Raw genomic sequence first — 11,924 nt, 5'->3', positions numbered from 1 at the left:
GTGAACGCCCACCGGACCTGCATGACCAGCGCCAGCAGGACGGCGAGTCCGATCACCACGCGCCGTGGGATGTCGCCGCGTCCGCGGGGCTTGGCCAGTTCGCCCAGCAGCGTCCACAACGGGAACCACAACAGGACGGCCCGGTTCACGCTCATGAACCAGTACCCCGTCGAGAAGGCCACCAGCTGTACTCCCACCCAGCCAGCCTCCGCCCAGCGCCGGCGGACCAGGCAGACGACGGTGACCAGCAGGCCCACCGCCATCGAGACGATCTCCGCCTTGAACACCCACTCGGCGGCCGGGGTGGCGGGGAAGGTGCCCGGCGCAGTCGCCTCGATGGTGTGCTGCAGCGCCTCCCAGGGCCAGGAGAACTGCCGCCCCCAGCCCTGCACCTGGGCCTGGTACCAGGCCCACCAGCTTCCGGTTTGGAGGTAGAGGTAGCCGACATACCCGCCGACCACCGCCACCGGCAGTGCCAGCCACGCCAACCGTCTCGCCCTCACCCCGGGCCGAGACGGTGCCACCACCGGCTGGCTGAGCGCCAGGATTGCCAGGGCACCGATCAGGAACACCCCCGACACCCGGACACTGGCGGCGACCGCCGCCAGCAGTGCCGCCTGGCCCCAGTGCCGGGCGGACGCCCGTTCCCAGGCCCAGAACGCCGCCGCGCAGAACAGCGCCTCGGTGTACGGCACCGCGGTGAAGACCGCCACCGGGGCCAGTAGCCACGCGATCGCCGCGCCTGGACCACCCAGCCGGTACAGCGCTGCCGCGGCGGCGGCACTGCAGGCCAGCGCCAGCAACACTCCGGCGACCACCTCCGGCAGACCGGTGAGACCGACCAGCCGCAGCAGCAGCGGCCATCCCGGGAAGAAGGCATACTTCGTCGGGTCGGTGTAGCCCTCGGCGGCGATCGTCAGATAGTGCTGCGCGTCCCAGTTCCCGACCACCTGGGTGAAGGTCCGACCGGTGGTCAGCATCACCCAGGCCGCCACCACCGCCAGCAGCAGCCGGGTGCCCAGCCAGGTCTGGATGACGAGCCGCACGCTCACCTGCGCACCTCAGGGACGGGCGAACGCCGCGCGCAGCCGCACCAGCCAGGGCGCGTCCGGACGGCCGTCCAGCAGACCGCCGTCGGGGTCGTCCAGCCCGCCGTCGCGGACGATGTCGAGTTCGGGCCGCCAGCAGTCCCGCACCACCCGGGCGGCCAGCCAGAGCTGGACGCCGATCCGCAGGAAGATGCTCGCGACGTAGAGCCCGTCACCCCCGCCGCCGGAGGTCAGCACCCCGTCCAGGTGAGCCCAGATCGCCACGAAGTAGACCAGCTCGCCGAGCGAGAACACCACCCAGTCGAGCCACCGCGGCCGCGCCAGCACCAACAACGGCAGCAGCCACAACGTGTACTGCGGCGAATAGACCTTGTTCACCAGCAGGAACAGCACGACGATCAGGAACAAGCCCTGCGCCAGCCGGGGCCGGCGGGGGGCAAACAGCAGCAGCAGGCCGAGGCCGAGCGAGCCAGCCACCATCACCCCCGCCTCGATCCCCGAGACGCCCGTGATGTCCACCCCCGACAGCCGCAGCGCGTACCAGATCGAGCCGAGATCGCCGCCGCGGTCGACGTTGAACGTCCAGAAATTCAGCCACCCCTGCGGGGCGAGCAGGTAGACCGGCAGGTTGACCGCCACCCAGGAGGCGGCGGTGGCCCCGACAGTGGTGAAGAACGCCCGCCAGCGACTCGCCCGCAGGCACAGGACGGCCAGCGGAACCAGCATCAGGACGGGATAGAGCTTCGCCGCGATCGCCAGCCCGAGCCAGATCCCCGTCCACACCGGGCTCTTGCGTGACCAGGCCAGCAGCGCCAGCGCCAGCAAGGCCAGCACCAGGGCGTCCCAGTTGATCAGGCCGGTGGTGAAGATCGCCGGGGCGGCCGCGATCATCAGGGCGTCGCGTGGCCGCGACATCTTCAGGTGCGCCCAGACCAGCACCACGAAGAGCAGGAACAGCACCACGGCGTTCACGCCGAAGAACAGGCCTGCCGCGTGGGCGACCTGGTCGTCGGTCAGCCCGGGCTCGGTGCGGCCGCCGAGCAGGTTGGTCAACCGGCGGGTGAGGTCGATCAGGAAACCGGTCAGCACCGGATACTCCAGGTCGGCCTGCAGGAAGGGCACCTGACCCTCGCTGACCCCGCGCCAGTAGAACAGCGCGCTGATGTCGGAGTAGCACATCGCCGGGAAGTAGTCCGCACCCTCCCGGCACGGCAACTGCCGCAACATCAGCACGACCCAGGAGACGGTCAGCGCCAGCATCGACCAGGGGCCGGCGGCGAACCTCAGCCCGCCGGGCAGGGCGTGCCTGCCGTCGGGTCCACCCACTGGAAGGACGCGAGCAGGACTGGGCACGGCCTCATCCTACGGGACCAGAACCCGCGCTCAGCCGTCCCCGGTCTGTGCCTCGTCCTGCTCCTTGGCCGGCTGGGTGGCAGTGGTGGCCGGCGCCGAGGTCGGCTTGGTCGGTGCGGTGGTGGGTGGCGCGGTGGTGGGTGGCGCAGTGGTCGGCGGCGCAGTGGTCGGCGGCGCCGTGGTGGGCGGGGCCGTGGTCGGCTCGGTGGTCTCCGGCACGGTCGGCGTGATGCTCTCGCTGGGCGTGGCCGACGCGGTCGGGGTCTCGGACGCCGGCTTGCTGCTCTTCGACGTCTCGGGCTTCTGAGTGGAGACCCGGCTGGTCGGCCCGGCGAAGTCCACCCGGTCCTTGCCCTTCATGGCGACCTTCATGTAGTCCAGCCAGATCATCGACGGATAGCCCGAGCCGTAGAACCCGCCGGGCGCGTAGTCGTCCAGGTTGCCGGTGCCCTTGTCGCCGGAGACCACCATCACGGCGGTGGTGATCTGCTTGGTGAACCCGACGAACCAGGACGCCTGGGTCACCTCCAGCTGAGAGTTGTAGTAGGTGCCGGTCTTGCCCGCCGCCGGCCAGCCGAGCTGGGCGGCGCGGCGTCCGGTGCCGTCCTGGGCAACCTTGGTAAGCGCATAGGTGACATCGGTGGCGACATCGGACTCCATGGTCTGCTCCGGCTTCACCTCCGCCTGGTACAGCACCTCGCCGTGGGAGTCGACCACGTGGTCGATGACGTGCCAGCCGACATGGCGGCCCTGGTTGGCGAAGGTGGAGTAGCCCTCGGCCTGGCTGAGCGGGCTGATCTGGCCGCCTCCCAGCGGGATCCGGTAGCCGGTGTCGTCCCAGCTGGGGTCGTGCGGCACCCCGGCGTCCTCGGCGGCCTGGACCACCGAGTCGTGGCCGTTCTCGAGCTTGATCACCAGGTCGACATAGGCCGGGTTGATCGACCGGGTGGTCGCCTGCAGCAGCGAGATCCGGCCGTACCGACCGTAGATCGGCTTCTTCTCCCCGGGCGGGGTGACGGTATTGCCGTTGACCTTGTCCTGCAGGGTCCAGCCCTGCCGCAGCGCAGCCGTCAGCGCGTAGGGCTTGAAGGTCGAGCCGGTGGGACGGCGGGTCATGCCCCAGTTGATGAAGTTCTTGGTGTAGTCCGGGCCGCCGTAGAGGGCGATCACACCGCCGGTCGCGTTGTCGATCGAGGCGATGCCGGGATGGACGTCCTTGGCATGCTTCTTGCCGCCGATCTGCTTGGCGTAGCGCTGCGCGACCTCCACCACCGCATCCTGCGCCTTGCGGTCGAAGGTGGTGACGATGGTCAGCCCGCCGCCGTTGATCTGGGCATCGGAGAAGCCCAGCTGCTTCAGTTCGTCCTCGGCCATCTTGAGCAGGAAGCCTTTCGGGCCGCCCTTGGCTGAGTCCTTCTTGATCTCGGGGAACTCGGGCAGTTCGTCGTAGATCTTGCTCCGCTCGGCGCTGGTCAGCTTGCCCATGTCGACCAGGGCGTTGAGCGTGTACTGGTAGCGCTCGAGCAGGTCACTGGCGGCATTCTCGCTGACTGCCGGATCGAGATTGCCCGGGCTGTTGACGATGTCGACCAGCGCCACCGCCTCCGGCTGGGTGAGCTTCGACTGCGGCTTGCCGAAGTAGGCCTGGCTGGCAGCCTCGATGCCGTACGCCCCGCGTCCGAAGTAGACGGTGTTGAGGTAACGCTCGAGGATCTCCTCCTTCGGCACCTGCTGGCCGATCTTCACCGCGAGCAGGATCTCGGTCGCCTTGCGCTGGAGCGTCTTCTCCTGGGTGAGGTACATCACCTTGATGTACTGCTGGGTGAGGGTGGAGCCGCCCACCGTCTGCTCGGGGCCGAAGACCGACACCACAGCGCGCGCCAGCGCCGACGGATCGAAGCCGGGGTCGGTCCAGAACGTCTGGTTCTCGGCGGCGACGATGGCGTCCTTGGCGTACTGGTTCATGTCGTCGTAGTTGACCGACACCCGGTTCTGCACCTGGAAGGAGCCCAGTTGCGTCTTGCCGTCGTTGTAGTAGACGAAGGTGGTGTTGGTCTTGAAATCGGCGTTCTGGTCGGGGATCTTCACCGTGCCATAGGCGATCACCACCGCGGTGATCCCGAGCAGCGCCAGCACCGCCAGACCCAGACCGGTCCAGCCGAGCACCCGCAGCCAGGGACTCCTGCGCTTCTTCTTCGTCTTACCACGGGACGCAGAGCGTTTCGCTGCTGCGCGTTTCGGGTCAGCCATAGATGTCCTCAACGGTTTGTTGGCGTCGTGGCGGACGACGCCGGACGCCGTCACCGAGTAGATACGAGGCGATCATGTGGTTCCAGCTGCAGTCGAGGCAGACCTCCACCACGCACACCTTGAACTCGCCGTACTCGTTCTGCATCTCGTCCAGTTCGGTGGTGGACTTGATCCGTCCGGAGTACTGGCCGAGTTGGTCGCCGAAGACGTAGTTCAGGTTGACCAGCTTACGGCCGTGGCAGAGCGGGCAGGGGACGCTGGATTCCTCGCCGTGGTGCATGGCCGCGCGGACGAGCATCGGGTCGGCGTCGCACACGTCCGACCGGGTGAGGGTGCGCTGGGGCCGCCGCAAGGCCTGGAGGGTGTTCCGGCGTTGCAGCGCGTAGTCGACCTCCTCGCGCTTGGACCACATGGGTTCTAGGGTATCCGGCGCGGAGAAGCCGCACGCGCCCGGCGTCGGTCTCCGGCAGCCCAGGCCGTCCCTGCACGATCGGAGGATCCGTATGCCGGCTCATCCGCAGGTTCGTCTGCTCGCCGCGACCGTGTCGTTGCTGAACGTGCTGGATCACGACCGGACGCGGTTCGGCGCGTTGATCGGCTCAGCGGTCCCGGACGGATGGCCCGAGTTCCCCGAGGCCATCGGCTTCGCCCTGGAACAGCTGCAGCAGGGCCGCGGCGAGGGGGACTGAGGAACAGAACAGCCACCGATCTCCTGCGTGACAAAGCTGAGAAGCGGGGTGAGGAGCAGGTGGGGCTGCTTTCCCTTGTCCGCAGTGGGTCGGGCGCCGGTCGCTGAGCCAGAGCATGGGGTGCAGGGCAGGGATCCGGAGCGGGGCGCGGCGTCACCGGTAGCAGCCCGGTCCGGCTTCAGAGGGAGGCAGGGAGCGACAGGCAGCGGGTGACAGCCGGGAGCGACAGTCGGGAAGTGGGGCGCGGCGGGACGCGCCAGTACGCGGCCGGCGGGGTGCGATATGGCAATTAGGACGTAGTGGGCAGGGCACGGCAGTGCAGGGCAGGGCACAGCAGCGCGGGGCAGGGCACAGCAGCGCGGGGCAGAGCACGGCAGTGCAGGGCAGGGCACAGCAGTGCAGGGCAGAGCACAGCAGCGCGGGGCAAGGCACGGCAGTGCAGGGCAGAGCACAGCAGCGCGGGGCAAGGCACGGCAGTGCAGGGCAGGGCACAGCAGCGCGGGGCAAGGCACGGCAGTGCAGGGCAGGGCAGAGGGCGGCAGGGTGCGGCACGCAGGGCGCGGCAAGGTGGGAAAAATATCGAACTATTGTTTGAATATGCTGGTGTTTGTCCTTGTCGCAGAGTAGAATCGAGTCATGGATGACAGGGTGGCAGCGGGCCTCAAGCGAGGCGTCACACTACCCCTGCACGTCCCCGATGACACGATGCCCGGCCCGGTCGAGGAGTTTTCCGGCCCGGCTGATGACGACCTGCTGGACCATGACGACGAGCTGGACGAGTTCGATGATCTGGAGTGGGATCCGGTGGTGGAGGCCGCGATGCTGCGGTTCGAGATCGAGCAATACGAGGCGCGGCAGCGGGCCGAGGCCGAGAGCCGTCGTCCGCATCGGTTGAGTGATGCTGCACTGGTGGACGAGTTGGCCGCCGCCGAGCGTGCCGAGACCCGGGCCAAGGCGCGGAAGCTGGCACTGCTGGCCGAGTTGGAGGCGCGTGGTTCGTCCGAGCAGACCCTGGGGCTGTCCGCGGCAGGCTGGCTGGTCAACGGCTGCACCCGCACGGCCCGGCAGGCGCGGGGCGAGGTGCTGCTCGCGACCCGGATCGCTGCCTGCCCGCCGTTGGCCGAGGCGGTGGCCGAGGGCCAGGTGTCCATCCCGCAGGCCGAGCGACTCGCTCATGGCCTGGCCAGGCTGCCCGATGAGTTGGATGCTGGCCAACGTGAGGCGGTCGCCACCCATCTGGTCGGTCTGGCGATCTCGGGCGAGCATGGGCCAGACGCGTTGTCGCGGCTGGTGAACCGGGCTGTCGAGGTGGTCGCGTCCGAGGTCGCCGACGCCGCCGACCAGGCCGCGCTGGAGCGGGTCGAGCGGGAACAGTACCGCAGCCGCCACCTGACGGTTCGGCAGGATCTGGACGGCGCCTGGCTGCTCTCGGCGAAGCTGCCGGCGGTGGCCGGCGCGCAGGTCGTGACCGTGCTGAATGCCATGGCCACCAAGCAGCGCAGCGCCGACGCCCTGGCCGAGGTCGAGACCTCCTGGGGCCAGGCCATGGCCGATGCTCTGGTCGCGGTGTTCGGGCACCACAGCTCGTGCGGGGTTGCGCCCGTCCACGGCGCCGACCGTCCCCGGATCACGGTCACCGTCGGGCTCGACACTCTCCGCGGCGAGCTGGGGCCGGCCACACTGGTCGACACCGATACCGCGATCACCGCTGGCCAGGCTCGTCGCCTCGCCTGTGACGCCGGCATCCTGCCCATGATCATGGGCAGTGACTCGACCCCGCTCGACATCGGACGAGAGAAACGGCTGTTCACCGGGGCACTGCGGCACGCGATCATCACCCGCGACCGCGGTTGCGTCTTCCCCGGCTGCGATCGGCCACCCAGCCAGTGCGAATGCCACCACCGCGTCCCGTGGTGGGCAGGTGGCGCGACCGCCCTTTCCAACGGGATGCTGCTGTGTGACCATCACCACCACCTGATCGAACCCGACCCCCACGCCCCACCCGGCTCTCAGTGGGAGGCCTGCTTCGACAGCCGAGGCCTGCCCTACTTCCTCGAACCGGTCCATCCCCGCTATCCCGATCGGCCCCGCCGGGTCCGGCAACACCACCGCTTCCACGACGCCGGACGCGCAGAGCCGGAGTAGCAGCGTGCCCGGCCGCATCGATGCAGTCGATTCGGTGGCGATCTGCCACAATGGGCGCCGCGAGGGGCATTAGCTCAGTTGGTAGAGCACCTGCTTTGCAAGCAGGGGGTCAGGGGTTCGAGTCCCCTATGCTCCACCACACGTCTTGCGGCGACCGTCCGGGAACTCCATGACGCCCTCGCCTGGTTCCCAGGTCCTCATCGTCGCTAGGCGCTGGCACTGTAGCGCTGTCGGGCGGCTTCGCCGCTGGTGCCGATCGCCTCACCGACCTCGCGCCAAGACAGCCGCTGCTCGCGCGCAGCACGCACCGCTTCAGCAAGCTCCTTCTCGGCGGCGTCGCGTCGCCAGGCGGCGAGCTTGACCGCCATCGCAGGCGGGAGGGGTGCATCCTGGTCGCCAGGCTTCGGATCGTAGTTCTCGAAGGCGTCGGCGAACTCCTCAGCACGGGCCTTGATGTCTTCAATGGAGCGTCGAGTCATGATGATTCACCTCAGATACTTGGGTCGAGCCGGGCGCATGGCGTGAGCGATAGCGATGACACCGTGCCACTCGATCACACCGACCTCTACGAGAGTGCCGGTTTCATCGGGACCGGTGAACATCGTCATCGAGTCGTCTTGCACGAAATGGCGGACAGGGAAACGGAGCGCATGGAGCATCGCCGCATCCGAGACTCCGTGCCGGTAGGCACTGTCGAGGACAATCGGTTCCGGCTCCATACCACAAGGTTACTTGCCGCAAGGAAACTTGTCGAATGGTGAGGTGCTGAGGATGACGTGTGGCCCGCCCTTTGCTGGTTCAAGAAGCTGGCGTCGCCGTCGTTGAGGCGCAGGAACTGCCGACGATGCCGGCGCAATCGTTGTTGCCCATCACCGCGGCTTCGCCCACCACACCCCACTGCAGGGCCTCACCGCGACAGGAAACATTCACCGGCCGTCAACGGCACACCCGCGACGACGTCTCTCTGAAAGAGTTCGCTGGCCTCCGGGTCGCGATCGTCGCGCGGACGAATGGGTACCTGGCACGCAGCGCATCCCGGCGCATGCGCCCTCAGGCCACCCGGGTGCCGTTCAACGGGGTTGCCGGCAGGAAGCCCGGCTTCATCGTTCCGGTTGCGGTGTCGCCGTCGAACTCCAGCGTGAGGGTCATCTTCATCCCCAGCTTGATCGTGAAGATCACCTGGCTGCCGGAGATGGTGCCGCCCTCAATGGGAATCACCTTGCCGTCCGCGCTCAGCGTGCCTAAGGCAGTGGCGCCGTCGACGGTGAGGTTGAGCTCCATTTCACGGTTGCTTCCCCCAACGGATCCCTGCAGGAGCCAGGTGCCGCTGGGGTCCTCGGTGAGCGCCGGGGCGCGGATCGCGACCCCGTCCCCCGCTGCGGGGTCCTCGCCGGAGGCTCGGCGCTCCGCGATCTTCGCCGCGGCGATGCGCAGCAACCCGCGGACCTCGATCGGGAAGTGCTGCCCGTGCTCCTCGACATACTGAGGCGGGCATGCCTTGGGGTACCAGACGTGCAGGTCGAACTCGACACCGGTGTCGGTGTCCTTGAACTGCTGCATCACCCAGGTGTGCGGTGTGCCGTCGATCAAGGTCGATCGGCCCACGTTCGACATGTCGTACGATTCGTCCATCCGCGACGTCAGCCAGTCCGGAGCGTCCTGGGGCGCACACCGGAACAGCCGGGTCCGGAAGGGTGTCCCGCCCATGGTCTCCACGCCGCCGACCTCCTCCAACACCGAGTAGTGCTCGGGGTGAATCGGGAAGATCACCGATTCGACCGCGTCCCGCTTGGCTTCGAATCCGGTCGCGCCGGACGCACCCATGGCGGCCATGCTCTCGGCGATGACCGGGAGCGCCTCGTCCAGCGTGATGCCGTCGGCCCGCAACACCACGTGGCATTCCGACCACTCGTCGTTCGAGGCGGCGACGTAGCCCCGGAACTCCTCGTCATGGGCATCAAGCTGATCTTTCAGCAGATCCAGCATGGGCTGCCCGTACAGCAGCGTGCGCAGGTTCCCCAGGGCACGGCGGCTGGCCTCCAGTTCCCACTGATCGAGGCGGGCATCGTCAGCCAGACCATGCACGGTGTCAGCGGAAACCGTGAGGCCCTGATCGGCGGATACGGCGGCGAGCCCTGCTTTGAGCGACATCTGCTCCTCCTGTTCGTGTGGCGTGTTCCAGCTATAAGGTACAGACGTATCTTATCAGCCGTTCCAGCCTTTGCCGATAGACTGCGAGCCGGAAATCGGGAGGCATGTGACAACGCCAGAAGGGGAAGCCAGGCCCAAAGCGACCCGGCGCCGCGGCAGGGTCCTCGAAGCAGCCATCCGCGAAGCCGTGCTTGTCGAGCTTCGCGCTCACGGCTACTCGGGTGTCACCTTCGCCAACGTGGCGGAGCGAGCAGGGACGAGCAGGGCCGTGCTCTACCGTCGATTCCCCACCCGCGCCCGCCTCGTCGTTGACGCCCTGTCGGAGAGCCTGGTGCTGAACGAACTGCGGACGGCCGGGCCGCTGCGAGACGACCTGCGCGCATTTCTGGGCCGGATCGGGGAGTTGGGCCGGCACTTCGGTCCGGATGTCAGCCGCGAACTGCTCGGCGACGCCGACAACACCGCCTTGCGCACCTTGCTGAGCCCCTCCCGGCACTCCGTCCAGCTGGACCTGGAAGCCATCGTCGACGCCGCCAGGCAGCGCGGCGAGCTTGGTCCGGGCGGCATCCCGTCGATGGTCCTCACTGCCCCCGTCTGGCTGCTGCGCTCACAAGCGCTTGACCTGACGATCACAGATCAGATGATCGACGAACTGGTCGACAACATCGCTCTCCCCTTGTACCAGGCGCATTCCGCAGACGTGTCACACGAATGAGGTCAGCGAGGCGTCCGCCCGGCGAGTTCCACGCAGCAGGGCGTGCGGCACCCATGACAAAGAACCAGGCATCGGCTTCTGCGTGCTGACGCTTCGCGACGGCGGCACCGGGCGTCGACAGCCCCTCAGGAGGATCGGCCGTAGGTCTCCAGGAGCCTGAGCCAGACCTCGCTGATCGTCGGGTAGGCGGGGACGGCGTGCCAGAGCCGGTCGATGGTGACCTCGCCGACGATCGCCACGGTTGCCGAGTGCAGGAGATCGGCGACGTCCTGACCGACGAAGGTGGCACCGATGATCACCTGCCGGTCCTGGTCGATGACCAGCTTGGCCCGGCCGGTGTAGCCGTCGGCGTGCAGGCTGGCCCCGGCCACCTGGGCGAGGTCATACTCGACGGCGCGGACGTTGCGTCCCGCCTCACGTGCGCGTGCCTCGGTGAGGCCGACGCTGGCGACCTCGGGATCGGAGAACACGACCTGCGGCACCGCGACATGGTCGGCGGTTGCGACCTGGCGGCCCCAACGTTCCACGGAGCTGGGAGCACCGGTCAACCGGGCTGCGATCGCCTCCCCGGCGGCGCGTGCCTGGTACTTGCCCTGGTGGGTCAGCAGCGCCCGGCCGTTGACATCCCCCACGGCGTACAGCCAGTCGGTGCCGTCGACCAGCATCGTGTCGTCGACCTTGAGCTGCGGGCCGAGCCCGACCGTGTCCAGTCCGAGGTCGTCGGTATTCGGCCGACGTCCGGTGGCGACCAGGAGTTCTTCGGCGGTGAGTTCGTCGCCGTCATCCAGGACGACGGTGACGAGCCCGTCCGCATCACGGTCGACGCGGACCGGGGCCGCCCCGATCCTCACCTCGACCCCCTCCCCGACCAGCGCCGCAGCGAGGAGTTCACCCACGAAGGGCTCCTCGCGATGGAACAGGGCCCTGCGCGACAGCAGGGTCACCCGAGCACCCAGACTGGAGTAGGCGAAGGCCAGTTCCGTTCCCGCCACGCCGCCACCGATCACGATCAGCCGGCGCGGGATGTGGTCGGCGGATGTCGCCTCCCGGGTTCCCCACGGCCGGGCTTCCGCAAGGCCGGCGATGTCGGGCAACACCGGGACCGAGCCGGTGGCCAGCGCGACGGCGCCGGCGGAGTAGCTGCGCTCGGCTACCTGAACCCGGCCCGGGCCGGCCAGCCGGCCGTGCCCGCGGATCAGGTCAATACCGGCGGAGTCCAGCCAGGCGACCTGGCCCTCGTCCTTCCACCCGCTGGTGAACTCCGTCCGCCGCTCGAGGACGGCGGCGCTGTCGATCGCTCCCGTGACGGCCTGGCGGGCACCCGGCAGCCGGCGTGCCGCGCGAACCGCGTGGCCGCTGCGCAGCAACGCCTTGGACGGCATGCAGGCCCAGTACGAGCACTCGCCGCCGACGAGTTCGGACTCGACGATGGCCACCCGGACGCCGCCCTTGGTCGCGTAGTCGGCGACGTTCTCCCCCACGGGGCCGGCGCCGAGGACGATCAGGTCGTAGTCGTGCTGTGCGTTCTCGACATGTCCCATACCGCATTCTTTCCCAGCAGTGCCCGCCGTA

At 68.5% G+C, this 11,924-nt stretch carries 11 protein-coding genes and 1 tRNA gene; 4 read left to right on the top strand and 8 right to left on the bottom strand.

Features of this window, described 5'->3' with window-relative positions:
- From VB080_RS06075 to VB080_RS06060, 4 genes are all read right to left on the bottom strand, one after another.
- Nucleotides 1-1,052, bottom strand: a 1,052-nt coding sequence (locus VB080_RS06075) for a mannosyltransferase family protein (protein ID WP_323417543.1), incomplete at its 3' end; no start/stop codon positions are given.
- Nucleotides 1,053-1,061: 9 nt separating this feature from the next.
- Nucleotides 1,062-2,402: a glycosyltransferase family 87 protein gene (locus tag VB080_RS06070; protein WP_323417542.1), complete on the bottom strand. Its 1,341-nt coding sequence runs from the start codon at nucleotides 2,400-2,402 to the stop codon at nucleotides 1,062-1,064.
- A gap of 30 nt (nucleotides 2,403-2,432) precedes the next feature.
- A complete protein-coding gene (locus VB080_RS06065) occupies nucleotides 2,433-4,652 on the bottom strand; it encodes a transglycosylase domain-containing protein (RefSeq protein WP_323417541.1) in 2,220 nt (739 codons plus the stop codon).
- Entirely contained in the window at nucleotides 4,645-5,064 is a 420-nt protein-coding gene (locus VB080_RS06060) for a DUF5318 family protein (protein WP_323417540.1), read from the bottom strand. The genes VB080_RS06065 and VB080_RS06060 overlap by 8 nt, the downstream gene beginning before the upstream one ends.
- A gap of 91 nt (nucleotides 5,065-5,155) precedes the next feature.
- Here VB080_RS06060 and VB080_RS06055 point away from each other — a divergent pair, with 91 nt between their 5' ends.
- The 3 genes from VB080_RS06055 to VB080_RS06045 all read left to right on the top strand — a co-directional run bounded on the left by VB080_RS06055 (nucleotide 5,156) and on the right by VB080_RS06045 (nucleotide 7,625).
- Nucleotides 5,156-5,341 (top strand): hypothetical protein, encoded by a 186-nt coding sequence (locus VB080_RS06055; RefSeq protein ID WP_323417539.1) that lies wholly within the window; start codon nucleotides 5,156-5,158, stop codon nucleotides 5,339-5,341.
- Between the two features lie 636 nt (nucleotides 5,342-5,977).
- A complete protein-coding gene (locus tag VB080_RS06050; protein ID WP_323417538.1) occupies nucleotides 5,978-7,486 on the top strand; it encodes an HNH endonuclease signature motif containing protein in 1,509 nt (502 codons plus the stop codon).
- A gap of 63 nt (nucleotides 7,487-7,549) precedes the next feature.
- Nucleotides 7,550-7,625, top strand: a tRNA-Ala gene (locus tag VB080_RS06045).
- 67 nt (nucleotides 7,626-7,692) lie between these two features.
- Here VB080_RS06045 and VB080_RS06040 read toward each other — a convergent pair.
- The 3 genes from VB080_RS06040 to VB080_RS06030 form a co-directional block, all read right to left on the bottom strand.
- Nucleotides 7,693-7,965 (bottom strand): hypothetical protein, encoded by a 273-nt coding sequence (locus tag VB080_RS06040; protein ID WP_323417537.1) that lies wholly within the window; start codon nucleotides 7,963-7,965, stop codon nucleotides 7,693-7,695.
- 6 nt (nucleotides 7,966-7,971) lie between these two features.
- Complete coding sequence (locus VB080_RS06035) at nucleotides 7,972-8,205, bottom strand: hypothetical protein (protein ID WP_323417536.1); 234 nt, start codon at nucleotides 8,203-8,205, stop codon at nucleotides 7,972-7,974.
- Between the two features lie 331 nt (nucleotides 8,206-8,536).
- Entirely contained in the window at nucleotides 8,537-9,637 is a 1,101-nt protein-coding gene (locus VB080_RS06030) for a hypothetical protein (RefSeq protein ID WP_323417535.1), read from the bottom strand.
- A gap of 187 nt (nucleotides 9,638-9,824) precedes the next feature.
- Here VB080_RS06030 and VB080_RS06025 point away from each other — a divergent pair, with 187 nt between their 5' ends.
- Nucleotides 9,825-10,352 (top strand): TetR/AcrR family transcriptional regulator, encoded by a 528-nt coding sequence (locus VB080_RS06025; RefSeq protein ID WP_323417534.1) that lies wholly within the window; start codon nucleotides 9,825-9,827, stop codon nucleotides 10,350-10,352.
- Between the two features lie 125 nt (nucleotides 10,353-10,477).
- Here the strand turns inward: VB080_RS06025 and VB080_RS06020 are convergent, their stop codons facing one another.
- On the bottom strand, nucleotides 10,478-11,893 hold the full coding sequence (locus VB080_RS06020) for an NAD(P)/FAD-dependent oxidoreductase (protein ID WP_323417533.1): 1,416 nt from the start codon (nucleotides 11,891-11,893) through the stop codon (nucleotides 10,478-10,480).
- Nucleotides 11,894-11,924: the final 31 nt, after the last annotated feature.

The sequence above is a fragment of the Propionicimonas sp. genome (assembly GCF_034927565.1).
Classification (GTDB): Bacteria; Actinomycetota; Actinomycetes; order Propionibacteriales; family Propionibacteriaceae; genus Propionicimonas.
Note: the sequence above shows the minus strand (reverse complement) of the source record. Positions and strands in the feature narration are given on the sequence as shown.

What these genes read in the sequence shown, in the direction of transcription:
- VB080_RS06035 (WP_323417536.1), bottom strand. Translation starts at nt 8,205, where the DNA reads ATGGAGCCGGAACCGATTGTCCTCGACAGTGCCTACCGGCACGGAGTC.
- VB080_RS06050 (WP_323417538.1), top strand. Translation starts at nt 5,978, where the DNA reads ATGGATGACAGGGTGGCAGCGGGCCTCAAGCGAGGCGTCACACTACCC.
- VB080_RS06055 (WP_323417539.1), top strand. Translation starts at nt 5,156, where the DNA reads ATGCCGGCTCATCCGCAGGTTCGTCTGCTCGCCGCGACCGTGTCGTTG.
- VB080_RS06030 (WP_323417535.1), bottom strand. Translation starts at nt 9,637, where the DNA reads ATGTCGCTCAAAGCAGGGCTCGCCGCCGTATCCGCCGATCAGGGCCTC.
- VB080_RS06065 (WP_323417541.1), bottom strand. Translation starts at nt 4,652, where the DNA reads ATGGCTGACCCGAAACGCGCAGCAGCGAAACGCTCTGCGTCCCGTGGT.
- VB080_RS06020 (WP_323417533.1), bottom strand. Translation starts at nt 11,893, where the DNA reads ATGGGACATGTCGAGAACGCACAGCACGACTACGACCTGATCGTCCTC.
- VB080_RS06040 (WP_323417537.1), bottom strand. Translation starts at nt 7,965, where the DNA reads ATGACTCGACGCTCCATTGAAGACATCAAGGCCCGTGCTGAGGAGTTC.
- VB080_RS06060 (WP_323417540.1), bottom strand. Translation starts at nt 5,064, where the DNA reads ATGTGGTCCAAGCGCGAGGAGGTCGACTACGCGCTGCAACGCCGGAAC.